The sequence below is a fragment of the Leclercia sp. S52 genome, from assembly GCF_039727615.1.
Taxonomy (GTDB): Bacteria; Pseudomonadota; Gammaproteobacteria; order Enterobacterales; family Enterobacteriaceae; genus Enterobacter; species Enterobacter adecarboxylatus_B.
The window spans coordinates 161,985-187,740 of the sequence record NZ_CP152474.1 but is presented as its reverse complement, the minus strand read 5'-3'; the positions used below and the strand labels follow the sequence as shown (position 1 = coordinate 187,740).

At 57.3% G+C, this 25,756-nt stretch carries 16 protein-coding genes and 4 pseudogenes; 10 read left to right on the top strand and 10 right to left on the bottom strand.

Going from position 1 to position 25,756, the window contains the following annotated elements; all coding sequences use genetic code 11:
• Nucleotides 1-96: 96 nt before the first annotated feature.
• Entirely contained in the window at nucleotides 97-387 is a 291-nt protein-coding gene (locus AAHB66_RS00865) for an HTH-type transcriptional regulator (protein WP_142487783.1), read from the top strand.
• Between the two features lie 42 nt (nucleotides 388-429).
• Here the strand turns inward: AAHB66_RS00865 and AAHB66_RS00860 are convergent.
• From AAHB66_RS00860 to AAHB66_RS00845, 4 genes and pseudogenes are all read right to left on the bottom strand, one after another.
• A pseudogene (locus tag AAHB66_RS00860) lies at nucleotides 430-2,050 on the bottom strand (ABC-F family ATP-binding cassette domain-containing protein).
• A gap of 254 nt (nucleotides 2,051-2,304) precedes the next feature.
• Nucleotides 2,305-4,374: a glycine--tRNA ligase subunit beta gene (gene glyS / locus AAHB66_RS00855; RefSeq protein WP_347114887.1), complete on the bottom strand. Its 2,070-nt coding sequence runs from the start codon at nucleotides 4,372-4,374 to the stop codon at nucleotides 2,305-2,307.
• A gap of 9 nt (nucleotides 4,375-4,383) precedes the next feature.
• The gene (glyQ, locus tag AAHB66_RS00850) at nucleotides 4,384-5,295 is read right to left on the bottom strand and encodes a glycine--tRNA ligase subunit alpha (protein WP_003860141.1); all 912 of its coding nucleotides are present in this window, start codon (nucleotides 5,293-5,295) and stop codon (nucleotides 4,384-4,386) included.
• A 159-nt stretch (nucleotides 5,296-5,454) separates the two neighbouring features.
• A complete protein-coding gene (locus AAHB66_RS00845; protein WP_347114886.1) occupies nucleotides 5,455-5,757 on the bottom strand; it encodes a YsaB family lipoprotein in 303 nt (100 codons plus the stop codon).
• Between the two features lie 183 nt (nucleotides 5,758-5,940).
• Between AAHB66_RS00845 and AAHB66_RS00840 the strand changes: the two genes are divergently transcribed.
• Nucleotides 5,941-6,936 carry an acyltransferase gene (locus AAHB66_RS00840; RefSeq protein ID WP_347114885.1) on the top strand — a complete coding sequence of 332 codons (996 nt, stop codon included), beginning with the start codon at nucleotides 5,941-5,943 and terminating at the stop codon, nucleotides 6,934-6,936.
• Nucleotides 6,937-7,014: 78 nt separating this feature from the next.
• On the opposite strand, the pseudogene xylB reads toward AAHB66_RS00840, so the two are convergent.
• Both xylB and xylA read right to left on the bottom strand, forming a co-directional pair.
• Nucleotides 7,015-8,470, bottom strand: a pseudogene (xylB, locus tag AAHB66_RS00835) (xylulokinase).
• A 59-nt stretch (nucleotides 8,471-8,529) separates the two neighbouring features.
• Nucleotides 8,530-9,852, bottom strand: coding sequence for a xylose isomerase (xylA, locus tag AAHB66_RS00830; RefSeq protein ID WP_106995493.1), 1,323 nt, complete (start codon nucleotides 9,850-9,852; stop codon nucleotides 8,530-8,532).
• Between the two features lie 370 nt (nucleotides 9,853-10,222).
• Between xylA and xylF the strand changes: the two genes are divergently transcribed.
• The 4 genes and pseudogenes from xylF to xylR all read left to right on the top strand — a co-directional run bounded on the left by xylF (nucleotide 10,223) and on the right by xylR (nucleotide 15,209).
• A complete protein-coding gene (xylF, locus tag AAHB66_RS00825; RefSeq protein ID WP_347114884.1) occupies nucleotides 10,223-11,215 on the top strand; it encodes a D-xylose ABC transporter substrate-binding protein in 993 nt (330 codons plus the stop codon).
• A gap of 71 nt (nucleotides 11,216-11,286) precedes the next feature.
• Entirely contained in the window at nucleotides 11,287-12,828 is a 1,542-nt protein-coding gene (locus AAHB66_RS00820) for a xylose ABC transporter ATP-binding protein (RefSeq protein WP_347114883.1), read from the top strand.
• A pseudogene (gene xylH / locus AAHB66_RS00815) lies at nucleotides 12,806-13,988 on the top strand (xylose ABC transporter permease XylH). The gene AAHB66_RS00820 and the pseudogene xylH overlap by 23 nt, the downstream one beginning before the upstream one ends.
• A gap of 42 nt (nucleotides 13,989-14,030) precedes the next feature.
• On the top strand, nucleotides 14,031-15,209 hold the full coding sequence (gene xylR / locus AAHB66_RS00810; protein ID WP_347114882.1) for a D-xylose utilization transcriptional activator XylR: 1,179 nt from the start codon (nucleotides 14,031-14,033) through the stop codon (nucleotides 15,207-15,209).
• Nucleotides 15,210-15,248: 39 nt separating this feature from the next.
• On the opposite strand, the gene AAHB66_RS00805 is transcribed toward xylR, so the two are convergent.
• Nucleotides 15,249-16,073 carry a protein bax gene (locus tag AAHB66_RS00805; protein WP_142487772.1) on the bottom strand — a complete coding sequence of 275 codons (825 nt, stop codon included), beginning with the start codon at nucleotides 16,071-16,073 and terminating at the stop codon, nucleotides 15,249-15,251.
• A 313-nt stretch (nucleotides 16,074-16,386) separates the two neighbouring features.
• Between AAHB66_RS00805 and AAHB66_RS00800 the strand changes: the two are divergent.
• Both AAHB66_RS00800 and avtA read left to right on the top strand, forming a co-directional pair.
• Nucleotides 16,387-18,418 (top strand): annotated as a pseudogene (locus AAHB66_RS00800) (alpha-amylase).
• 176 nt (nucleotides 18,419-18,594) lie between these two features.
• The gene (gene avtA, locus AAHB66_RS00795; RefSeq protein WP_347114881.1) at nucleotides 18,595-19,851 is read left to right on the top strand and encodes a valine--pyruvate transaminase; all 1,257 of its coding nucleotides are present in this window, start codon (nucleotides 18,595-18,597) and stop codon (nucleotides 19,849-19,851) included.
• A gap of 4 nt (nucleotides 19,852-19,855) precedes the next feature.
• On the opposite strand, the gene AAHB66_RS00790 is transcribed toward avtA, so the two are convergent.
• Both AAHB66_RS00790 and AAHB66_RS00785 read right to left on the bottom strand, forming a co-directional pair.
• The gene (locus AAHB66_RS00790; RefSeq protein WP_347116561.1) at nucleotides 19,856-20,326 is read right to left on the bottom strand and encodes a 4Fe-4S binding protein; all 471 of its coding nucleotides are present in this window, start codon (nucleotides 20,324-20,326) and stop codon (nucleotides 19,856-19,858) included.
• 126 nt (nucleotides 20,327-20,452) lie between these two features.
• Entirely contained in the window at nucleotides 20,453-21,271 is an 819-nt protein-coding gene (locus tag AAHB66_RS00785) for a helix-turn-helix domain-containing protein (RefSeq protein ID WP_347114880.1), read from the bottom strand.
• Nucleotides 21,272-21,497: 226 nt separating this feature from the next.
• Between AAHB66_RS00785 and AAHB66_RS00780 the strand changes: the two genes are divergently transcribed.
• Together AAHB66_RS00780 and AAHB66_RS00775 are read left to right on the top strand one after the other, a co-directional pair.
• Nucleotides 21,498-22,898 carry an MFS transporter gene (locus tag AAHB66_RS00780; protein WP_347114879.1) on the top strand — a complete coding sequence of 467 codons (1,401 nt, stop codon included), beginning with the start codon at nucleotides 21,498-21,500 and terminating at the stop codon, nucleotides 22,896-22,898.
• A 10-nt stretch (nucleotides 22,899-22,908) separates the two neighbouring features.
• Nucleotides 22,909-24,864, top strand: a complete 1,956-nt coding sequence (locus AAHB66_RS00775; protein WP_347116559.1) for a glycoside hydrolase family 127 protein — start codon at nucleotides 22,909-22,911, stop codon at nucleotides 24,862-24,864.
• Nucleotides 24,865-24,914: 50 nt separating this feature from the next.
• On the opposite strand, the gene AAHB66_RS00770 is transcribed toward AAHB66_RS00775, so the two are convergent.
• Entirely contained in the window at nucleotides 24,915-25,655 is a 741-nt protein-coding gene (locus AAHB66_RS00770; RefSeq protein ID WP_347114878.1) for a MipA/OmpV family protein, read from the bottom strand.
• Between the last annotated feature and the right edge of the window lie 101 nt (nucleotides 25,656-25,756).

Below are 25,756 nucleotides of genomic sequence, written 5' to 3'. Positions count from 1 at the left end.
TCACGCACGTTACGATCTCCTGTCAGTTTTAGCGACTATTCTTAAACTGCTCTCTAATGTTCACGATCCCGCAGTGTGATTTAAGAGGAGTTCTCAATGGAATTAAAAGATCCTATGTTCGATCTGCTAAGCAGTCTGGAACAGATTGTTTTTAAAGATGTACCGCAGACGGTGACCCGTTCGCAAAAGTCTAACCCCTTTACGGAATTTGAGCGCTTACGCAAAGGGACAGGGATGAAAACCGATGATTTCGCCCGAGCAATGGGTGTCAGCGTGGCAATGGTTCAGGAGTGGGAATCAAAAAGAGTGAAGCCCTCCATGACCGAGCTGAAGCTGATGAGCCTGATTCAGGCTAACCCGGCACTCCGCAAGCAGTTGACTGAATAACGTTGTTTTTTGCCCCCGCATTTGCGGGGGTTTGTGTATTTATCACCGCCGTTCACCGCGCCACTCCCCGTCCAGCCATACCAGTTCATGCGTCAGGTTAAGCCCCTCCAGAAAATGCTCGTCATGCGACACCACCAGCAGTGCACCCGTAAAACCTGCCAGCGCCGCCTCGATGGCCTGGGTTGAGGCCAGATCAAGGTGATTGGTCGGCTCATCGAGTAGCAACAGCTGCGTCGCCTCTTCTCGCCACAGCACGCAGGCCAGCGCCGCTTTTAACCGCTCGCCGCCGCTCAGCTCGGCCAGCGGCAGCATAACCTTATCGGCACCCAGCTGCAGCTGCGCCAGACGACTGCGCAGCACCCCCTCCTCCAGCGGCGTGTTGTGCAGATTGAGATGGCTGATGACCGACTGCGTCAGATCCAGCTGCGACAGATGCTGGTCGAGGTACGCCGTATTGACCGGGACGCGGCAGGTTCCGGCGACGGGCGTGCACTCACCGAGGATCGCTTTCAGCAAGGTGGATTTCCCGCAGCCGTTCGGCCCCCGCAGGGCCACCCGCATCGGCCCGTCCATGCGCCAGGTCAGCGGCGACATTGTGACATACGGCAGCACCAGCTCGTCCAGCACCAGCACCTGTTTGCCCTCCGCAATCTGGCTGCCCGGCAGGGTAAAGATCACCGGATTGTCCTCTTCGACCCGCTCCCGCGCCTGATTGACCGCCGCGTTCAACGCATCCTGTTGTTCGTGATGCTGTTTACGCCACGAGCCCGGCCGCTCCTTTGCCGCCCCTTTATACTTCACGCGCTCAAACGAGGCGATGTTGAGGGTGTCCACCGTGCGCAGAGTCTTAGCCGAGCGGCGCAGGCTATCGTCGTGCTCTTTCTGCTGACGTGCGCGGGTGCGTTTGCGCTCGTTTGCCGCATGCTCCAGCGCCGCGCGGGCGGCCTGCTGTTCCGCATCCCGCTGACGCTGATAGTCGGCGTAATTTCCGCCGTAGCTGTGTAAACCGGAAGCGCTGAGTTCCAGTATGCGCGGCACCTGCGCCAGTAGCTCACGATCGTGGGACGCGACCAGCACGCCGCCGGAGTACCGGGCCAGACGGGCGTAAAACCACTCCCGCGCCTGTCGATCGAGGTGGTTAGTCGGTTCATCCAGCAGCAGATAGTCTGCATTCGCCGTAAACGCGCCGCACAGCAGGGCGCGAACCCGCTCTCCGCCGCTCAGCTCAGCTGCCGGCCTGTCGGGTGCAAAGGCTGGAAGCTGCGCGTCCCTGAACGCCTCGCTCAGCCGTTCGGCGATATCCCAGAAACCCTCGAGGCGTTCCAGATCGTCAGGCTGGTAATCACCGCTGTCGATCCGCGCCCGGGCCGCGAAGAGTTCCTGATAGCCAAGCAGTTCGGCCAGCGTGGTCTGCGGGGCGATATCGTGCTGTTGCGCAACGTAACCGTGCGTGCCGAAACGTTCGATATGGCCGCTGGCGGGCTCGTCCAGCCCGGCCAGCAGGCGCAGGAGGCGGGTCTTGCCGCTGCCGTTGCGGCCAACCAGCGCGCAGAGCGAAGGCTCCAGCGAGAAATTCAGCGGACCAAAAAGGGTATCGCCCGTCGCAAACTGACAGGTGACCTGATGCAAAATAAAAGAAGGGGGATTGCACAAAATGAGCCATAAGCACTCCTGAATGAAATCAAAACATCCCCTGCCGACGCGGTGGCGTTTAGCAAGGATCGAAATTCATCAGTCGTGTTTGTTCATTTTTGGGGGGGCGCTCCGGAGGGAGAAAGTTAACGGGGGTAAGGATAACGGTAATTTGTTGAACGTTTCAAGGTTAAATTTTCAACGGCGCGACATAAAAAAACCCGCCGAAGCGGGTTTTAAACAACTCCAGGCCCGTGCAAGCAAAGCGCCGCCGGGCAAAGCCACTTACTGCAGCAGGGAAATGTCCGCCACGCGCAGGAACAGCTCGCGCAGTTTTTCGAGCATAGAGAGACGGTTGATACGCAGATCTTTATCTTCTACGTTCACCATCACTTTCTCGAAGAAGGCGTCGATGACTTCACGCAGTTCGGCCAGTTCCACCAGCGCTTCCTGGTAACGACCTTCCGCGAAGACCGGCTCAAGCTTGTCGCGCAGCACCACAACCTGCATCGCCAGGGCGATCTCTTCCGGCTCTTTCAGCGTCGCAGCGTTCACACGCTCGTTCAGCTTCTCATCGGACTTCGCCAGGATGTTGGAGACACGCTTGTTGGCCGCAGCCAGGGCAGATGCCGCTTCCAGGGTACGGAAGTGGGATACCGCCTTCATACGGGCATCGAAATCTGCTGGACGGGTCGGACGACGTGCCAGCACCGCCTGAATGGTGTCGACGGTATAACCTTCGTCCTGATACCAGGCGCGGAAACGGCCCAGCATAAAGTCGATCACGTCATCCACCACGTTGGCGTTGGTCAGCTTGTCACCGTACAGACGCACCGCTTCTTCGGTCAGGGTCTGCAGATCGAGGTTCAGGTTCTTCTCAACGATGATGCGCAGCACGCCCAGCGCAGCACGACGCAGTGCGAACGGGTCTTTATCGCCTTTCGGATGCTGACCGATACCGAAGATACCCGCCAGGGTGTCCATCTTGTCGGCAATCGCCACGGCACAGGCCACCGGGTTAGACGGCAGATCGTCACCGGCAAAGCGCGGCTGATACTGCTCGTTCAGGGCCACGGCCACATCTTCCGCTTCGCCATCGTGACGCGCGTAGTGCATGCCCATCACGCCCTGGGTGTCGGTAAATTCGAACACCATGTTGGTCATCAGGTCGCACTTGGAGAGCAGGCCTGCGCGGGTAGCGTGGTTAACGTCGGCACCGATTTCACGGGCGATCCAGCCGGACAGCTCCGCGATACGGTCGGTCTTGTCGCGCAGCGTACCCAGCTGCTGCTGGAACAGCACGGTTTGCAGACGCGGAAGGTGATCTTCCAGACGCTTTTTACGGTCGGTATTAAAGAAGAACTCGGCATCCGCCAGACGCGGACGAACCACTTTCTCATTACCGGAGATAATCTGAATCGGATCTTTCGATTCGATGTTGGCGACGAAGATGAAGTTCGGCAGCAGTTTGCCGTCGTTGGCATAGACCGGGAAGTACTTCTGGTCGCCCTTCATGGTGTGAACCAGCGCTTCTGCCGGTACCGCGAGGAATTTCTCTTCGAACTTCGCGGTCAGGACTACCGGCCACTCCACCAGGGAAGTCACTTCTTCCAGCAGGCTTTCGCTCAGATCGGCGTTACCACCAATCTGACGTGCCGCTTCTTCTGCGTCAGCTTTAATACGGGCTTTACGCTGTTCGTAGTCAGCAATGACTTTACCGCGCTCCAGCAGGATTTCCGGATACTGGTCGGCATTGTCGATGGTGAACTCCGGCTCGCCCATAAAGCGGTGGCCGCGGATCACGCGATCGGACGCCACGCCCAGAATGGTGGCAGGGATGACGGTATCGCCCAGCAGCAGGGTCACGGTGTGAACCGGACGCACGAAGTGCACGTCGCTTGCGCCCCAGCGCATCAGTTTTGGAATGGGCAGCTTAGCCAGCGAGGTGGCGATCATGTTTGGCAGCAGCGCTTCTGCGCTCTCGCCTTTCACATGGGCGCGATAGAGCAGCCATTCGCCTTTATCGGTGGTCAGACGCTCGGCCTGGTCAACGGTGATCCCGCAGCCACGCGCCCAGCCTTCTGCCGCTTTGCTCGGTTTGCCTTCAGCGTCGAACGCCTGGGCAATCGCCGGGCCGCGCTTTTCAACTTCGCGATCGGGCTGAGATGCAGCCAGGCTTGCCACTTTCAGCGCCAGACGACGCGGGGCAGCAAACCATTCAATTTTACCGTGTGCGAGGCCAGCGTTATCCAGCTCGGCAGTCACGTTCGCAGCAAAGGACTCCGCCAGGCTGCGCAGGGCTTTTGGTGGCAGCTCTTCGGTGCCGATTTCCACCAGGAAAGTTTTATCAGACATGGCCGCCTCTTATTTGTTTCGGTTGCACATCGGGAAGCCAAGGGCTTCACGGGACGCGTAGTAAGCTTCTGCAACGGCTTTGGTCAGGGTACGAATTCGCAAAATGTAGCGCTGACGTTCAGTCACGGAGATCGCTTTACGGGCGTCCAGCAGGTTGAAGCTGTGGGCGGCCTTCAGAATACGCTCGTAGGCTGGCAGCGGCAGCGGAGTCTCCAGCGCCAGCAGCTGCTGGGCCTCTTTCTCGTACTGCTCGAAGCAGGTGAACAGGAAGTCCACGTCCGCGTATTCGAAGTTATAGGTGGATTGCTCCACTTCGTTCTGATGGAACACGTCGCCGTAGGTGGTTTTACCCAGCGGGCCGTCGCTCCAGACCAGGTCGTAAACGCTGTCTACGCCCTGAATGTACATGGCCAGACGTTCCAGACCGTAGGTGATTTCACCGGTGATCGGTTTACATTCCAGACCGCCAACCTGCTGGAAGTAAGTGAACTGAGTCACTTCCATGCCGTTCAGCCACACTTCCCAACCCAGACCCCAGGCACCCAGCGTTGGGTTTTCCCAGTTATCTTCCACGAAACGAATGTCGTGAATGGTCGGATCCATACCCAGCTCTTTCAGCGACCCGAGATACAGCTCCTGAATATTGTCCGGAGAGGGCTTAATGACCACCTGGAACTGATAGTAGTGCTGTAAGCGGTTCGGGTTTTCACCGTAGCGACCATCGGTCGGACGACGGGATGGCTGCACATAGGCGGTCGCCATTGGCTCTGGCCCCAGCGCTCGCAGGCTGGTCATCGGGTGTGAGGTGCCGGCGCCGACTTCCATGTCCAGTGGTTGAACAATGGTGCAGCCCTGACGAGCCCAGTAATCCTGTAAGGTCAGGATCAGGCCCTGGAAGGTCTTAGTATCGAACTTTTGCATAGTATTTCGTGCTGGATACGTGTGGTTTTAAATGGAAGGGATCAGTATACCCGTCGGATGCAAGATATACAGTACGAAACGGGGTTGTTTAAGGAAAATTGGGAAATAAGCAGTGCTGACAACGCCCTCGGGGCGCAGCCAGCTCATAACGCGGCGGCCCTAGCGCATCGAAAGATGTAAAAAATGGCCTTCTGCGTCAAAAGAACAGATGAAACTCTCATTGCGGGCAGTGAAGCCCTGCATTTCATAGCTACCCTGGAACTGTTCGAATGCGGTGACGTCGATTTTTTGCGCACCGGTATTGTAGCGCTGCGCCGCCCGATCCTTACACAGCTGTTCCATGTCCAGCGAACGCACCGGACTGACTTTCTTCGTTTGCCCTTTTTGCGCCGGGGTCGACTCCTGAGCCGCGCAGCCGGCCAGTAACGCGGGAAGCAGGATCCACATTGCACGCATCATCATTTTTATTACCGCCCTGTGCTGTGGCTGTTATTTTTAAACTCTAAACTTTATAGATTATGGCCCGGCATTCTGCGAATCTCACCGCCCCGGCACAAGCAGGACGATGCAAACTCAGAATTTTCCAGCGAGCGTCTGTAGCAATACCACAGTCAGACTCTTTTTAAAGCGTAAACAGAGGGATGAATGCAGGAAAAAATAAACTGGATCGATAATTTGCGGGGAATTGCCTGTTTAATGGTGGTGATGATCCATACCACCACCTGGTATATCACCAACGCCGCAAGCGTCAGCCTTGCTAACTGGGATATTGCCAACGTTCTTAACTCCGCCTCGCGCGTGAGCGTGCCGCTATTTTTCATGATCTCCGGCTATCTCTTTTTTGGCGAGCGCAGCGCGCAACCGCGCCACTTTTTACGCATCGGGCTGTGCCTGCTGTTTTACAGCACCGTGGCGTTCCTCTATATCGTGCTGTTTACCTCGATCAACAGCGAGCTGTCGCTGAAATACCTGCTGCAAAAGCCGGTCTTCTATCACCTGTGGTTTTTCTTCGCCATTATCGTCATTTACCTGCTCTCGCCGCTGCTGCAGGTGAAAAGCGCGAACGGCAAAATGCTGCTGGCGCTGATGATTGTGATTGGCATTGTGGCCAACCCCAACACCGTCTCGCAAAAAATTGGCGGATTTGAATGGCTGCCGATCAACCTCTATATCAACGGCGACACCTTCTATTACGTGCTGTACGGCATGCTGGGCCGCGCTCTGGGCATGATGGATACCCACAAACGCTGGATGAATGGGATTTGCGCTGCGCTGTTTATTGCTGCGGTTGCGATTATCTCCCGCGGGACGCTGCATGAACTGCAGTGGCGCGGCACCTTCGCCGATACCTGGTATCTCTACTGCGGCCCGATGGTGTTTATCTGCGCGGTTTCATTATTTACCCTGGTGAAAAATAGGCTCAATGCACGCCCCCTGCCGCTGCTGGGGTTAATTTCACGTAACTCACTGGGGATTTATGGTTTTCACGCGCTGGTGATCCACGCTCTGCGCACGCGTGGCCTGGAGTTAAAAAGCTGGCCGCTGCTGGATATCGTCTGGATCTTCTCGGCTACGCTGGTGGTCAGTCTGCTGCTGTCGATGCTGTTACAGCGCATTGATACGCGCAGGTTTGTGAGCTGAGTGCAGTTGCTTGCCCGGCGGCGCTTCGCTTGCACGGGCCTACAAGGCTGTGCAAACGAAACGCCACCCGGCAACGTTTCACGACATCAGCGGCAGAAGCTGCTGATAGATCTTGCGAAACACCTCGCGTCGCTCGGCATAGCGTGCATGACGCACGGCATCCGGAATGTGCTGCTGTTCCAGCGCCAGCTGCGGCAGTAGCGCCGACAGCGGCTTATCCGGATTCATCGCGATCTGCGCCAGACGCGCAGCACCCAGCGCAGGCCCGACGTCCCCGCCGGTACGGTAATCCAGCTGCTGTCCGCTGATATCCGCCAGCATCTGACGCCAGTACGGGCTACGCGCCCCGCCGCCGATCAGCGTAATGCTGGTCGGTTTGAGTCCGCACTCATGCACCACATCCATGCCGTCGGCCAGGGCATAGCCCACTCCTTCCAGTACGGCGCGCGCCAGTTCGGCCGGGCCATGCTGATGGGTTAAGCCAAAGAACACCCCTTTCGCCTGTGGATTGTTATGCGGCGTGCGCTCGCCGGAAAGATAGGGCAGGAACCAGAGGGCGCCAGCGTTTTCATCGGCCTGCTGCGCGGCATCGAGCAGGGCCGGAACGCTGTCTAATCCGGTCAGTTTGGCCGCCCAGTCCAGGCAGGACGCCGCGCTGAGCATCACTGACATCAGGTGCCATTTGCCGGGCAACGCGTGGCAGAAGCTGTGCACCGCGCTGTCAGGGTTACTACGATAGCCGTCGCTGACGGCAAAGTAGACCCCGGAGGTGCCCAGCGACAGCATCGCCTGTCCGGCATCGGCCATCCCGACGCCAACCGCACCCGCGGCGTTATCTCCACCCCCCTGCCACGACCGGAACGGCTGGCATGTTCCACCGCTGCGCGGCCGATGGCAGCAGCGTGCCGGCCTGCTCACAGCCTTCGAACAGCGCAGGCATATGGCCCCGGGTGAGATGGCAGGCATCGAGCATCGTCTCGCTCCAGTCGCGTTTTGCGACATCGAGCCACATGGTGCCTGCCGCATCGGACATATCGCTGGCGTATTCGCCGGTCATCCGCAGACGCAAATAATCTTTTGGCAGCAGTACCTTCGCCACCTGGCTAAAAATCTCGGGTTCGTGGCGCTGGACCCACAGCAGTTTCGGTGCGGTAAAGCCCGGCATCATCAGGTTGCCGGTGATCTCCCGCGATGTCGGCACGCGTTCTTCCAGCAGGGCGCACTCTTCACCGCAGCGGCCATCGTTCCATAAAATGGCCGGGCGCAGCACGCGGTTGTCTTTATCCAGCAGCGTGGCGCCATGCATCTGTCCGGCAATGCCCAGGGCTTTGACGTCCTGCAGCGAGTGCTGCTCGCCCAGCGCCTTCAGGGCGCGATCCGTTGCCAGCCACCAGGCTTCAGGATCCTGTTCAGACCAGAGTGGGTGTGGCCGTGAAACCTGCAATTTTTCTGTTTGCGCTGCCAGCACCTCGCCCTGTTCATTTAACAGAATGGCTTTCACACCCGATGTGCCAAGATCGATCCCGATGTACATACCCTGGGCTCCTTAAAAATTGTAGGCCGGGCAAGCGTAGCGCCGCCCGGCGGTACCCGTTACTTATCGAACAGGTAATGATTCACCAGGTTTTCCAGCAGCTCCTGATGACCACTCTGGTGCTGCGGCGCCAGGTTATGCTGTTCAGCGTACTTCGCCAGCTCCGTCAGCGATAACTGGCCTTTCAAAATTTGCTGACCCAGCTCACTGTTCCAGCCGCCATAGCGTTTCGCCACGCGCTTATCCAGCTCACCGTCTTCAATCATGCGGGCAGCTACCTTCAGCGACAGCGCCATGGTGTCCATCGCCCCAATATGGCCATAGAAGAGATCGTATTTATCGGTACTCTGACGGCGCACTTTGGCGTCAAAGTTCAGGCCGCCGGTGGTGAACCCACCCGCTTTGATGATTTCGTACATCACCAGCGCGTTCTCTTCCACGCTGACCGGGAACTGATCGGTATCCCAGCCCAGCTGCGGATCGCCGCGGTTGGCATCTACGGAGCCGAAAATGCCCAGCGCGATAGCGGAGGCGATCTCGTGGTGGAACGAGTGGCCGGCCAGGGTCGCGTGGTTGGCTTCGATATTCACTTTGATCTCTTTTTCCAGCCCGAACTGCTTCAGGAAGCCGTACACCGTCGCCACGTCATAATCGTACTGATGCTTGGTCGGCTCCTGCGGTTTTGGCTCGATCAGCAGCGTGCCCTGGAAGCCGATTTTGTGTTTATGCTCCACCACCATCTGCATGAAGCGGCCAATCTGCTCGCGCTCCTGGCGTAAATCGGTGTTGAGCAGCGTTTCGTAGCCTTCGCGTCCGCCCCACAGCACGTAGTTTTCCCCGCCCAGCTGATGGGTGGCGTTCATCGCGGTCACCACCTGGGTGGCTGCCCAGCTGAACACTTCCGGATCCGGGTTGGTGGCCGCCCCTGCGCCATAGCGCGGGTGGGTAAAGCAGTTGGCGGTGCCCCACAGCAGCTTCACGCCGCTCTGCTGCTGTTTTTCGGCCAGCACGTCGACCATCTGCGCGAAGTTATTCAGGTACTCTTTCAGCGAAGCGCCTTCCGGGGAGACGTCCACATCGTGGAAGCAGTAGTAGGGCACGTTCAGCTTGTGGAAGAACTCAAAGGCGACGTCCGCTTTACGCTTCGCCAGCTCCAGCGCTTCGCCCGGCTGCTGCCACGGGCGATCGAACGAACCCACACCAAACATATCGGCCCCGTTCCAGCAGAAGGTATGCCAGTAGCAGGCGGCGAAACGCAGGTGATCTTCCATGCGCTTACCCAGCACCAGCTCGTCCGGGTTGTAATGACGAAACGCTAAAGGATTAGAGGATTTCGGGCCTTCATAACGAACGCGATCGAGTTGATCGAAATAAGCTTGCATATTGAGCTCCATAATCAGGGGTGCGGCGAAAAGTAGATACTGGAGTAATACTGAATAGTGATCGCAGGTTGCTCAATTACGTTATTTCACACTGCTATTGAGAGAATGCACAAACGTGCGCTGGCTCGCAAAATCAATTTGCAGCCGAACGAATTTCACAGCGTAAATTCCAGATTCATGTGTAATTAATAAGTTATGTAATTTAAAATCAGATCGCGGTCATAAATTCGAAAATAAACCAAATATCATAACGAGAAGATAAAAATCTGTAATTGCCAGTCTGCCGTTCCCCGTTAAGAATTTGCTACGTCTCTTGCAATGATTGTTTCTTTTATCTCAGCAACCTAACCCTACAAAAGGCAATACAATTATGAAGATAAAGAACCTGTGCCTCACTCTCTGTGCATCGCTGCTGCTGGCGAGTACGGCGAGTCATGCAAAAGAAGTCAAAATCGGCATGGCGATTGACGACCTCCGTCTGGAGCGCTGGCAAAAAGATCGCGATATTTTTGTCAATAAGGCAGAAGCATTAGGTGCGAAAGTTTTTGTCCAGTCTGCGAATGGCAATGAAGAAACCCAGATGTCGCAAATCGAAAATATGATAAACCGCGGCGTCGACGTGCTGGTTATTATTCCGTATAACGGTCAGGTTTTAAGTAACGTGGTCAAAGAAGCCAAACGCGAAGGCATTAAAGTGCTGGCCTATGACCGCATGATTAATAACGCTGACATCGATTATTATATTTCCTTCGACAATGAAAAAGTCGGTGAATTACAGGCGCAAAGTCTGGTGGCGAAAGTGCCGCAGGGCAACTATTTCCTGATGGGCGGCTCGCCGGTGGACAACAACGCCAAATTATTCCGCGCCGGGCAGATGAAGGTGCTGAAGCCGTATATTGACGAAGGCAAAATTAAAGTGGTGGGCGATCAGTGGGCGGACGGTTGGCTGCCAGAAAACGCGCTGAAAATTATGGAAAACGCCTTAACCGCCAACAATAACAAGATTGACGCCGTGGTAGCCTCTAACGATGCCACCGCAGGCGGCGCTATCCAGGCGCTCAGCGCCCAGGGGCTGGCCGGTAAAGTGGCGATCTCCGGGCAGGATGCGGATCTTGCCGGGGTGAAACGTATCGTGGCCGGTACCCAGACCATGACGGTCTATAAACCGATCACCGAGCTGGCCAACACCGCCGCGGAAATTGCCGTTGAGTTGGGCAATGGCCAGCAGCCTAAAGCGGACACCACCTTAAACAACGGCCTCAAAGACGTGCCGTCCCGACTGCTGACCCCTATCGAAGTCAATAAAGAGAACATTGACGCCACCGTTGTGAAAGACGGTTTCCATAAAAAGAGCGAACTGTAATCCATCATCGCCCCTGCCTGGCGGGGGCGCATCGACTTGTTCTGTTTTCCTTCGGGTCATGTGGGGCAGTTATGTCTTATCTCCTTGAAATGAAAAGTATCACTAAGGCGTTTGGCGCGGTGAAGGCCGTGGATAACGTCAGCCTGCGCTTAAATCCCGGCGAGATCGTCTCGCTGTGCGGCGAAAATGGCTCGGGCAAATCCACCCTGATGAAGGTGCTGTGCGGCATTTACCCCCATGGCAGCTATGACGGCGAAATCGTATTTGCCGGCGAAACCCTGCAGGCCACGCACATCCGCGACACCGAGCGCAAAGGCATCGCCATCATTCACCAGGAGCTGGCGCTGGTGAAGCACCTCACCGTGCTGGAGAACATTTTCCTCGGTGCTGAGATCACCCGTCACGGGGTACTGGATTACGACACCATGACCCTGCGCTGCGAAAAGCTGCTGGCGCAGGTGAGCCTGGCGATCTCCCCCGATACCCGGGTGGGCGAGTTAGGCCTGGGGCAGCAGCAGCTGGTAGAGATCGCCAAAGCGCTCAACAAGCAGGTGCGGCTGCTGATCCTCGATGAGCCAACCGCCTCGCTGACGGAACAGGAAACCGCGGTATTGCTGGACATCATTCGTGACCTGCAACACCACGGGATTGCCTGCATTTACATCTCCCACAAGCTCAACGAAGTGAAAGCCATTTCGGACACGGTCTGCGTCATTCGCGACGGGCAGCATATTGGCACCCGCGAAGCGCAGGGGATGAGCGAGGACGACATCATCACCATGATGGTGGGCCGCGAGCTCACCGCGCTCTACCCGAATGAGCCGCACACCTTTGGGGAAGAGGTGCTGCGCGTGGAGCACCTCACCGCCTGGCATCCGGTCAATCGCCATATCAAACGGGTGAACGACGTCTCCTTCTCCCTGCATCGCGGTGAGATCCTTGGCGTGGCCGGGCTGGTCGGCGCCGGACGTACCGAGGCCGTGCAGTGCCTGTTCGGCGTCTGGCCCGGGCGCTGGGAAGGCCGCATCTATATTGACGGGCAGCAGGTCGACATTAAAAACTGCCAGCAGGCCATTGCGCACGGCATTGCGATGGTGCCGGAAGATCGGAAAAAAGACGGCATCGTGCCGGTGATGGCGGTGGGTAAAAACATCACCCTCGCCGCCCTGGATCAGTTCAGCGGCAGGCTGAGCAGCCTGGACGACGCCGCCGAGCAGCACTGCATTCTGCAGTCCCTGCAGCGACTGAAGGTCAAAACGTCTTCGCCGGACCTCGCCATTGGTCGCCTCAGCGGCGGCAATCAGCAGAAAGCGATCCTCGCCCGCTGCCTGTTGCTCAATCCGCGCATCCTGATCCTCGATGAACCGACACGCGGGATCGATATCGGTGCGAAATACGAAATCTACAAGCTGATCAACCAGCTGGTCCAGCAGGGTATCGCGGTGATCGTGATCTCCTCGGAACTGCCTGAAGTGCTGGGTCTGAGCGACCGGGTGCTGGTTATGCACGAAGGAAAACTGAAAGCCAACCTGAACAACCAGAACCTGACGCAGGAACAGGTGATGGAAGCCGCATTAAGGAGCGAACGCCATGTCGAAAAGCAATCCATCTGAGTTAAAAGCCACGGCGCCCGCACCGGGTCTGTTTTCAGGGTTAAAGGCGCTTAATCTGCAGGTATTCGTCATGATTGCCGCCATTGTGGCGATCATGCTGTTCTTCACCTGGACCACCGACGGCTCGTATCTCAGCGCCCGTAACGTCTCCAACCTGCTGCGTCAGACCGCCATTACCGGCATTCTGGCGGTGGGGATGGTGTTTGTGATTATCTCGGCGGAGATCGACCTCTCCGTGGGGTCGATGATGGGCCTGCTCGGCGGACTGGCGGCGATTTTCGACGTCTGGCTGGGCTGGCCGCTGCCGCTGACTATCGTGGTGACTCTGGTGCTCGGTTTACTGCTCGGTACCTGGAACGGCTGGTGGGTGGCCTACCGCAAAGTGCCGTCGTTTATTGTCACCCTGGCGGGGATGCTGGCCTTCCGCGGCATCCTGATCGGCGTGACCAACGGCACCACCGTCTCCCCCACCAGCGCCTCTATGTCGCAGATTGGGCAGAGCTATCTCTCCAGCGGGGTCGGTTTTAGCCTCGGCGCGATTGGCCTGATGGCGTTTGTTGCCTGGCAGTGGCGGAGCAGAATGCGTCGTCAGAGTTTAGGGTTAGCCACGGCACCGTCCACCTCGGTCGTCGGACGCCAGGCGCTGACGGCGGTGATTGTCCTCGGGGCGATCTGGCTGCTGAACGACTATCGCGGCGTGCCGACGCCGGTACTGCTGCTGGTTCTGCTGCTGCTGGCCGGAATGTTTATGGCAACCCGCACCGCCTTTGGCCGCCGCATTTATGCCATTGGCGGCAACCTCGAAGCCGCACGCCTGTCCGGTATCAACGTTGAGCGCACCAAGCTGGCGGTGTTCGCCATTAACGGCCTGATGGTTGCCGTCGCCGGGCTGATCTTAAGCTCGCGCCTGGGAGCGGGCTCACCGTCGGCGGGGAACATTGCCGAACTCGACGCCATCGCCGCCTGCGTCATTGGCGGCACCAGTCTGGCCGGGGGGGATCGGCAGCGTTGCCGGAGCGGTAATGGGGGCCTTTATTATGGCGTCGCTGGATAACGGAATGAGTATGATGGACGTCCCGACATTCTGGCAGTATATCGTTAAGGGCGCCATTCTGTTGCTGGCGGTATGGATGGATTCCGCGACCAAAAGGCGCGCCTGAGGATGCTATATCATCTGTCACTGATTCTGGAAAAAGAGCGCCATGTTTGAGAAGCGTCACCGCATTACGTTGTTATTCAATGCCAATAAAGCCTATGACCGTCAGGTTGTAGAGGGTGTGGGTGAATACTTGCAGGCGTCGCAGTCCGAGTGGGATATCTTCATCGAAGAGGATTTCCGCACCCGTACCGATAATATCAAAGAGTGGCTGGGCGACGGCGTCATCGCGGATTTTGACGATGCCGTTATCCAGCAGCTGCTGGTCGATGTCGACGTGCCCATCGTCGGCGTCGGCGGCTCATTCCATAAGCCGGAGAACTACCCGCCCGTTCACTATATCGCGACCGACAACCACGCCCTGGTTGAGAGCGCCTTTCTCCACCTGAAGGAGAAAGGGGTGCACCGCTTCGCCTTTTATGGCCTGCCCGTTTCCAGCGGCAAAGGCTGGGCGGCGGAACGCGAGTATGCCTTCTGTCAGCTGGTGGCAAAGGAGAAGTATCGCGGCGTTGTCTATCAGGGGCTGGAAACGGCTCCGGAGAACTGGCAGCACGCGCAGAATCGCCTCGCCGACTGGCTGCAAACCCTGCCGCCGCAGACCGGGATTATCGCCGTAACCGATGCCCGCGCCCGGCACGTGCTGCAGGTGTGTGAGCACCTGCACATTCCGGTGCCGGAGAAGCTGTGCGTTATTGGCATCGATAACGAGGAGCTTACCCGCTACCTGTCACGGGTGGCACTCTCCTCCGTGGCCCAGGGAACCCGCCAGATGGGCTACCAGGCCGCTAAACTGCTGCACCGTCTGCTGGACAACGAAAACCTGCCCCTGCAGCGCCTGCTGGTGCCGCCGGTGCGCGTTGTGGAGCGGCGCTCAACCGATTACCGCTCGCTGAACGATCCGGCGGTGATTCAGGCGATGCACTACATTCGTAACCACGCCTGCAAAGGCATCAAAGTGGATCAGGTGCTGGATGCGGTAGGGATTTCGCGTTCAAATCTTGAGAAGCGTTTTAAAGAAGAGGTGGGCGAGACGATCCATGCGGTTATTCACGCCGAGAAGCTGGAAAAAGCCCGCAGCCTGCTGATTTCGACCTCGCTTTCCATTCACGAGATTTCGCAGATGTGCGGTTATCCGTCGCTGCAGTATTTCTATTCGGTATTTAAAAAAGAGTATGACACCACGCCGAAAGAGTATCGCGATCGCTACAGTGAAGTGCTGATTTAAATAAAAAAAGGCCTTCCATGCGGAAGGCCTTTTTTAATATTACATATGGGCGGCGATTAAGCGCTGGTTATCCTGGTACATCGCAAACAGATAATTGTTATAGCGTTGGCCCTGGGTTGAGTAACCTTTCAGCTTATGGATCATGGTGCTTGCCGTCACTTCCTGGTCTGCTTTGCGCAATTGCGCGCGCGACTTACGGAAGGATTTGTAAGCAGGATGCGTGTTCAGGTTCACAACATAAGCATTCACGGAATCTTTTACCGATTCAAACTGTGAGTAGCCTTTCACTTTGCCCGGTGCATTGTTACAACGACCTTTCGCACATTTCATGCCGAAGAGGTTGTTATTACTGCGCGCAAGCTTAGAGGTACCCCAGCCACTTTCGGCTGCAGCCATCGTTGCGACCATGCTGCCTGGAATAATATCTACGCGCTCTAACAGCGAGTTCCACGGCACACGACGCGTGTTTCCGTTCCAGCTCACCTTATAGCGTTTTGAAATTTCTTTCAGACGCGTGCGTTCTGATGGCGACCAGCGGCTGTCGTACTGCTTAGAAATAAGCCAGTTACGATCCGCAGTAATCGCGGCATTTTGACTTGTAATGTAAGGCATTACCGTCCGGAGAAACGCTTTTTTCCTTGGTGTCCCGGAAGGGTATTTTCGCAAATCAGGAAGTGAACTACTCTTTGCACTATTGCGAGAATACTCTTGTTTACTGCTAACCTTACTACTTGTCGTCTTTATGACGTGGGCTTTCTTACTCGTTGTATCCGTGTGCGTCTTCGCAAGCACCTCACCAGAAATTGCCATGGTGAGTAACATGAGTATCGCGGCCCCATATCGTCGAATGGGAGTCGATATCATTAGGTCTCCTGGTCGGATAGGAACATTCCAACACCTTATTTTTTTCGTAAAATGAGAAGTGAATCTCAGATCCTAGCAAAAATAGACGAGAAGAGCATTCAAAGAAATAGTCTAAATCCGAAACCCTGTCATCTGTTAATCGCGCGTTTAAGCATCATTTTCACCAAAATGTGCTCAATATCGCAGTTAAACAGCCATCTAAGCGTGAGATCACTCACCCTCATTGCTCCTCCCTGCGCGATAGCGCCAGGGGATGAGTTAGCCCTCTACAATAGATGGCAAACTGAGCAAAACGCTGTGACAGGAAACCGGTATGAAACGTTCCGCTCTCGCTCTTCTCCTCTTGCCTGCCATGGCCAGCGCCGACTGGTCAGCACCGGGTTTTCCGACCTTTACCGCCGAAGGCTCGGGAGTCTTCACGGCACAGGCAAAGCTGACGAAGGGTACCCGCCCGCTCACGCTGAATCTTGACAAGACGTGCTGGCAGCCCACAAACGCGATAAAACTCAATGAGATGATGTCACTCAAGCCGTGCGAGGGCGCTCCGGTGCAGTGGCGTCTGTTCCGCGACGGCGATTATCAGGCACGGATTGATACCCGCTCCGGTACGCCAACTCTGATGTTGACCGTCGCCAGCGAGAGCGAAAAGGCGGTGACCAACGTGGTGCGTCAGTGCCCGAAATGGGACGGCGAACCTTTAACGCTCGACGTCAGCAACACTTTCCCGGAAGGGAGCGTGGTGCGCGATTTTTACAGCAAACAGACCGCCACCGTGCAGCAGGGCAAAATCACCCTGCAACCCGCGCCGGGCAGCAACGGCCTGCTGTTACTGGAGCGTGCAGAGACGGATAAACCCGCCCCGTTCAGCTGGCAAAACGCCACCGTCTATTTTGTCCTGACCGACCGCTTTGAGAATGGCGATCCGGCCAACGACAACAGCTACGGACGCCATAAAGATGGCATGCAGGAGATCGGCACCTTCCACGGCGGCGATCTGAAAGGTCTCACCAGCAAACTGGACTACCTGCAACAGCTCGGCGTTAACGCCCTGTGGATCAGCTCGCCGCTGGAGCAGATCCACGGCTGGGTCGGCGGCGGCACCAAGGGTGATTTCCCTCATTACGCCTATCACGGTTACTACACCCAGGACTGGACCCGGCTCGATGCCAACATGGGGACGGAAGACGATTTACGCCAGCTGGTGGACGAGGCCCATCGCCGGGGGGATCCGCATCCTGTTTGACGTGGTGATGAATCATACCGGTTACGCAACGCTGGCCGACATGGAGGAGTTTCAGTTCGGCGCGCTCTATCTGCAGGGTGACGAGCTGAAGAAAACCCTCGGCGAGCGCTGGACCGACTGGAAGCCTGGCGCCGGACAGAGCTGGCACGGCTTTAACGACTACATCAATTTCAGTGATAAAGCCGCATGGGAAAACTGGTGGGGCAAAAAGTGGATACGCACCGACATTGGCGACTACGACAACCCCGGTTTCGACGATCTGACTATGTCTCTCGCCTTCCTGCCGGATCTGAAAACCGAATCCACCACCCCGTCGGGCCTGCCGAATTTCTATCGCCATAAATCGGATACCGGGGCAAAAGCCATCGAGGGCTACACGCCGCGCGACTACCTCACTCACTGGCTGAGCCAGTGGGTACGGGACTACGGCATCGACGGCTTTCGCGTTGATACCGCCAAGCACGTGGAGCTGGCGGGCTGGCAGCAGCTGAAGAACCAGGCCAGCGAGGCGCTAAAAGCCTGGAAGCAGGCCAATCCGGAGAAAAAACTCGACGATGCCCCTTTCTGGATGACCGGTGAATCCTGGGGGCATGGGGTGATGCAGAGTGATTACTACCGCCACGGCTTCGATGCGATGATCAATTTTGATTATCAGGAGCAGGCGGCAAAAGCGGTGGATTGCCTGGCCAACATCGACCTGACCTGGCAACAGATGGCTGAAAAGCTGCAAAGCTTTAACGTCCTGAGCTACCTCTCCTCTCATGATACCCGCCTGTTCCGCGAGGGCGACCAGCGTGCGGCAGAGCTGCTGTTACTGGCCCCAGGTAGCGTGCAGATATTTTACGGCGATGAATCCGCCCGACCGTTCGGCCCGACGGGCTCCGACCCGCTGCAGGGGACGCGCTCGGACATGAACTGGCAGGATATCAGCGGCGCGCAGGCGGCGACCGTTGCCCACTGGCAGCTGCTCGGGCAGTTCCGCGCCCGCCATCCGGCAGTGGGTGAAGGAACGCAGACCACGCTGACGATGCCTCAGGGCTACGGCTTTGTGCGCGAGCATCAGGGCGATAAGGTCATGGTGGTGTGGGCAGGTAACCGCTGATCGTTACGTTCAGAATCCCTCTCCCACCGGGAGAGGGAAAATACAGAATAATTCGCTGCCTGATGGCAAACTGATAACACAAAACAACCCTTCTCCGTTTCCACGCTGATTTGCACCCGCGCAGTTGTAGCGTTATGGTGAGCCACTCTTAGAACAAGCCCGACAGAACACCTGCTATGACTTTTTCACTTTTCGGCGACAAATTCACCCGCCATTCAGGCATTACCCGCCTGATGGAGGATCTCAACGACGGGCTGCGCACACCGGGCGCCATCATGCTCGGCGGCGGTAACCCGGCACAAATTCCGGAGATGAACGCCTATTTTCAGACGCTCCTCGCGGACATGCTGGAAAATGGCAAAGCCACTGATGCGCTGTGCAATTATGACGGCCCGCAGGGGAAAACCGAGCTGCTCGCTGCCCTGGCGAAGATGCTGCGCGACACCCTGGGTTGGGAGATCGAACCACAGAATATTGCACTGACAAACGGCAGCCAGAGCGCGTTTTTCTACTTATTTAACCTCTTCGCGGGCCGACGTGCCGACGGCACTACCAAAAAGGTGCTCTTCCCGCTGACGCCGGAGTACATCGGTTACGCCGATTCCGGTCTTGAGGATGACCTTTTCGTCTCCGCACGCCCGAACATTGAGCTGCTGCCGGAAGGCCAGTTCAAGTATCACGTCGATTTTGAGCACCTGCATATTGGTGAAGAGACGGGGATGATCTGCGTCTCCCGGCCTACCAACCCGACCGGGAACGTGATCACCGACGAAGAGCTGATGAAGCTGGATGCGCTGGCGAATCAGCACGGCATTCCGCTGGTGATTGATAACGCCTATGGTGTGCCCTTCCCGGGCATTATCTTCAGCGAAGCACGCCCGCTGTGGAACCCGAACATTGTCCTGTGCATGAGCCTCTCCAAGCTGGGCCTGCCGGGCAGCCGCTGCGGGATCATCATTGCCAATGAGAAAATCATCACCGCCATCACCAATATGAACGGCATTATCAGCCTGTCACCGGGCGGGATTGGCCCGGCGATGATGTGCGAGATGATTAAGCGCAACGATCTGCTGCGCCTTTCGAATGAGGTGATTAAACCGTTTTATTATCAGCGTGTACAAGAGACGATCGCCACGATTCGCCGCTACTTACCGGAAGATCGCTGCCTGATCCATAAACCCGAAGGGGCGATTTTCCTCTGGCTGTGGTTTAAGGATCTGCCGATCACCACCGAGCTGCTCTATCAGCGTCTGAAAAAGCGTGGGGTACTGATGGTGCCGGGGGATTACTTCTTCCCGGGGCTGGATAAACCCTGGCCGCACACCCACCAGTGCATGCGCATGAACTACGTGCCGGACCCGGAAAAAATCGAAGCCGGGGTGAAAATCCTGGCCGAAGAGGTTGAGCTTGCCTGGCGGGAAAACGGCAAGTAACGCTTTACGCCAGATAACGTAGCCGTTCGGCGCGTAATCTTGCGGGATCGACGCAGCTTAACGCATGAGTGGGACAGGCCGCTATACAGGCCGGTCCCGCTTCGCGATGCGCACAGCGGTCGCACTTCAGGGCCTGAACCTGCTCAGCACTCCCCGTCACCTGCATCGCCCCGAACGGACAGGCGACCATACAGCTTTTACAGCCGATACAGCGCGCCTGATCCACCTGCCACACCCCTGCCTGACGCTGGATAGCCTGGGTCGGACAGACGTTGGCACAGGGCGCATCTTCACACTGATGACAGGTGACCGCCGTGGTAAACGCACCGCCCTTCACCACCCGAATGCGGGAGGTAAAACTTTTTGCCGTCACCGCCGCACAATTTTGATCTTCCTGATGCGACACCACGCAGGCCACTTCGCAGGTGCGACAGCCAATACACTTCGCCGGATCGGCAACAATAAAGGGGTTCATCACCTGCACCATCCTTGCTGAAAAAAGTCAGGTTGCCAGAGGGATCGGGGCGAGCGCTTTGATCAGACAGGGTAAAAGGCCCGATTTGTGCGCCCTGCCGTGAAAACTGGCCATCTGCCCCAGGACTCAGGCGGAGTTAATGTGCTCTTTGCAGTAGCGGCGTTTCCAGACCCCGGGCGTTAACCCGGTATGCTTGCGAAAAATCTGCCGGAAGTAGCCCGCATCGTTAAACCCACACCGCACCGCCACCTCTTTCAGCGAGACGGCATCGTTGAGCAGCAGCTTTTCCGCCGCCCGGACGCGCTGGCGGTGGATCGCCTCAGTCAGGGTCAGATTGAAGACCCGGCGAAACACCCGCCCCAGGTAGTCCGCGTTGCAGTGCAGCTCTTTGGCCAGGGATGAGGTGGAGAGCGGCAGGTGAAACTGGGTGCCGATCAGCTGCCGCGCCTTCCACGCCAGATTCACTCCCGCTTCATCCGGCGGCAGTTCCTGCCCGGCCGTCCGGGAGAGCTGCTGCAGGATCAGCAGCAGAATAAATTCCAGCGCCGGGCTGCGCTGAAGCTTCTCCTGCTCGGTCAGAAACTGGCGGAAAAGCGCAACCATCGCCTGCGGATCGCCGGTTTTACCGTGCTGTTGCACCGACAGCAGCGAGCTCCAGGTGGAGGGCGGACTCTGCTCGTTGACCTCAAAATGCAGCCAGTAAAAGCGTAAATCGGCGGGAAAATCCTCGATGCCCTTATGCCGACGATGGGGCCAGAGCAACAGGCTCTCACCGGCATGCACCTCGAAAACACTCTCCTCCTCCTGGATCGTTAATGTCCCCTTTTCGACAAAAATTACCTCCCACGAATCGAGCCTGCGCGCCGGATGTCGCCCCACGCCCCGGGAGATGAAATAGCCGCCATTCTGTACCCTGATCGGAAGTGCTATGGATAATTCGAGCATCGCTATTCATTTTTCCGCTATTAACAGACAAATTATGAACCTTTATTACTGATTATTAACAGGTAATTGCCTTTCGTCCCGATCTAAATCACATTTTGAGAACAAGGTCGGAATCCTCACCTTTTTATACTTTTCCCTTCCCTTGTTGAGGCCGGGGATCGGTGCAAAATTAATCGGGTACCTGACAAAACAATATAAAAAACCCGATAACCCGAGGAGTTACCTCATGACTTCCACTCCGATTACACAGACAGAGATTGCCCAACAGGCCATCAACGATCGCCTCTCGGTACGCGAAAAAATCGGCTACGGCCTGGGCGATGCGGGCGGGACGGTGATCACCTGTCTGATCATGAATTTTCTCACCTTCTTCTATACCGATGTCTTTGGCTTAACCCCGGCGCTGGTCGGCACGCTGTTTATCGCCCTGCGTATTTTCGACGCCATATCCGACCCGGTGATGGGGATCATTGCCGACCGTACCCAAAGCCGCTGGGGACGCTTTCGCCCGTGGCAGCTGTGGGTCGCCCTGCCGATTGGTGTGATCGGGGTGCTGACCTTCACCGTGCCGGATGCCGGGATGGGGGTCAAAATCGCCTGGGCGTTCGGCACCTATCTGCTGCTTTCGGTGGGCTATACCGCCATCAACGTGCCCTACTGCGCGCTGATCAATACCATGACCACCCGCCACAGCGAGGTTCTCTCCTGCCAGTCCTGGCGTTTTGTCCTGTGCGGCGTGGCCGGTTTCCTGGTCTCGGTCGGCCTGCCGTGGCTGGTCTCGGTGCTCGGTCAGGGCAATACGGCCCAGGGGTATCAGCTCGGCGTGGGGGTGCTGTGCGCCATTGCGGTGGTGATGTTCCTGTGCTGCTTCTTCTGGGTGCGCGAGCGCGTGCCGCTGGCGTTGATGGGCAAATTCACCCTTAAGGAGCACCTCGCCGGCCTGCGTCAGAACGACCAGCTGCTGCTGATGCTGGTGATGTCCTTCCTGCTGATCAACGTCTTCAACATCCGTGGCGGCGGCTACATGTATTTCATCACCTATGTGCTGGAGGGCAGCACCGCCTACACTTCGCTGTTCTTCACCATGGTGACCTTTGCCGCCATTCTCGGAGCGGTGATCGTCAACCTGCTGTCGCGCCGCAGCGATACCGTCAAACTTTACTACTACACCAACCTGGTGCTGGCCGTGCTGGCGGCAGGAATGTGGTTCCTGCCCGGCGGCCCGGCGCACCAGACTCTGTGGCTGGTAGTGATTCTGGCGAACGGGGTGATCCTCGGTTTTACCCTGCCGCTGCACTTCGCATTAATGGCCTTTGCCGACGACTACGGCGAGTGGAAAACCGGCGTACGCTCTTCCGGGATGAACTTCGCCTTTAACCTGTTTTTCATCAAGCTGGCCTGGGCCTCCAGCGCCGGGATCATCAGCCTGGTGTTCATTTTTGTCGCCTATCAGCCTGGCGCGGGCAACCAGACGACCGCCTCGCTGCAGGGCATCACCACCATGGAGACCCTGCTGCCTGCCCTTTTCCACCTGCTGCTGGCGCTGGCGATCCGCAAGTGCCGACTCAATAACCCGATGATGGCGCGCATTGCCACCGACCTGCGCCAGCGTCACGCTCACTCCTGAGGAGAACATGATGTCCATAATGGAACCCGACCTGCATAAACTGAAAATCAGCGACCCGTTTCTCGGCCAGTATCAACAGCTGGTGCGCGATGTGGTTATTCCCTACCAGTGGGATGCCCTGAACGATCGCATCACCGAGGCCGAACCGAGCCATGCGATCGCCAACTTCCGCATTGCGGCAGGCCAGCAGAGCGGTGAATTTTACGGGATGGTTTTTCAGGACAGCGACGTAGCGAAATGGCTGGAGGCGGTGGCCTGGTCGCTGTGCCAGAAGCCCGACCCGGAGCTGGAAAAGACCGCCGATGAGGTGATCGATCTGGTAGCCGCCGCGCAGTGCGACGATGGCTACCTGAATACCTACTTCACAGTCAAAGCCCCGGAGGAGCGCTGGACGAACCTCGCGGAGTGCCACGAGCTCTACTGCGCCGGGCACATGATTGAGGCGGGCGTGGCCTACTTCCAGGGCACCGGCAAACGCCGTCTGCTGGAGGTGGTCTGCAAGCTGGCCGACCATATCGACAGCGTCTTTGGTCCGGGCGAGCAGCAGCTGCACGGCTATCCGGGTCACCCGGAGATTGAGCTGGCGCTGATGCGCCTGTTCGATGTCACCCAGGAGCCGCGTTATCTGGCACTGGTGAAATACTTCGTCGAGCAGCGCGGCATCCAGCCGCACTTCTACGATATCGAATACGAAAAGCGCGGCAAAACCTCGTACTGGAACACCTACGGCCCGGCGTGGATGGTGCAGGACAAAGCCTACAGCCAGGCGCATCAGCCGCTGGCCGAGCAGCAGACGGCCATCGGTCACGCGGTGCGCTTCGTCTATCTGATGACCGGCGTCGCGCACCTGGCTCGCCTGAGCCAGGACGAAAGCAAACGCCAGGACTGCCTGCGTTTATGGAACAACATGGCCCAGCGCCAGCTGTATATCACCGGTGGGATTGGCTCCCAGAGCAGCGGCGAAGCCTTCAGCAGCGATTACGATCTGCCGAATGACACCGTCTATGCCGAGAGCTGCGCCTCAATCGGCCTGATGATGTTCGCCCGGCGCATGCTGGAGATGGAGGCCAACAGCCAGTACGCCGACGTGATGGAGCGGGCGCTGTACAACACCGTCCTCGGCGGCATGGCGCTGGACGGGAAGCACTTCTTCTACGTTAACCCGCTGGAGGTGCATCCGAAGACGCTGAAGTTTAACCATATCTACGATCACGTGAAGCCGGTTCGCCAGCGCTGGTTCGGCTGCGCCTGCTGCCCGCCGAACATCGCCCGGGTGCTGACCTCAATCGGTCACTACCTCTATACCGTCCGTAATGATGCACTGTTTATCAACCTCTATATCGGCAACAGCATGGCCTTCCCGGTGGGCGACCAGGAGCTACAGGTGCGCATCAGCGGCAACTACCCGTGGCAGGAGCAGGTCACTATCGAGATCATCTCTCCGGTGGCGATCGACCATACCCTGGCCCTGCGTCTGCCGGACTGGTGCGACAACCCACAGCTGACGCTGAACGGCGAAGCGGTCACCGGCGAGGTACGCCAGGGTTATCTCTACCTGACCCGCCGCTGGCAGGAGGGCGACAGGCTGCAGTTAACCCTGCCGATGCCGGTGCGTCGGGTTTACGGGAATCCGCAGGTACGCCAGCAGGCCGGGAAAGTGGCGATTCAGCGCGGGCCGCTGGTCTACTGTCTCGAAGAGGCGGATAACGGTGCCGGGCTGCATAACCTGACCCTGCCCGCCGATAGCGAATTTAAGCTCTTGGAAGGAAAAGGGATTTTTGCCCACAAGGTGCTGATCCAGACCCAGGGTTATGTACGCCATGCCGAGAACGCCGAACAGCAGCCGCTGTGGCAGTACGATCGTGCCCCGACCACGCAGCAGACGCAGACGTTGACCTTTATTCCGTGGTTTAGCTGGGCGAACCGCGGCGAGGGAGAGATGCGCATCTGGGTGGATGAGGCGTAAGAAGAAAACGATTGAGGCTGCCCTCGTCCCTGAGGGCAGATTGCTGAAAATCAGAACTTCCAGGAGAGGCCGGTCATCAGCGCGAAGCTGTCGTCACGGTCGATCATTGGGCTGTTTTTCACTTCGTCAGGCAGTACGGTATAGACTGCGCTGGCGTTCAGATAGAGGTTCTGCGTCAGCTGATATTTCGCCGCCAGGCCGATATACGGCGTCACGGCTTCACTGGCGGTGTACTGCTGCAGACCGCTGCGACGGGACTCTTTCTCAGAGACGCCGTAGTAGTAATCGTTGAAGCTTTCGTCATAGTAGAACACCCCCACTGACGGCGTCAGGGTCAGGCGCTCCATGCGGATCGGACGGAAGTAAGACATCTCGCCCACCACGCCGCCGCTCTCGTCCATCGCATCGGCCGCCAGGGCAAACTTCAGGCTACCCCAGCTTTCATGACGGTAGTATGCCCCGCCCAGCATCGCGGAAGCTTTACGCTCATCCAGCTGCTTCATCGCATGGTCGTCGTTATCTTCCGGGTCGAAATGCAGCGGCATCCAGGAGGCGGTCAGGCTGAGCTCGTTTTTCGCATCTTTCCAGACGATCCAGCCGCCGGTGGTCTGACGTACGTAGAAGAGCTCGCCTTCGTAGCTAATTAACGGGACAGCGGTGACGTTCTCGTTATAGCCTCTATAGGGTGATTCATTAAAAACTGCGCCAGCGCCAACTGAAAAGTCATCGGCCATTACGGGCATTGCCGTAAATAACGTGGCCGCGATGAGTAAATTCTTTTTAAACTTCATTGTTTGTAATCCATTAAATGTCATACGACGCGGCGCATAATAATGGTTACAAAAATCGCGATGCAATGCGGTTATTTGTATAATATTATATATAAATTCAT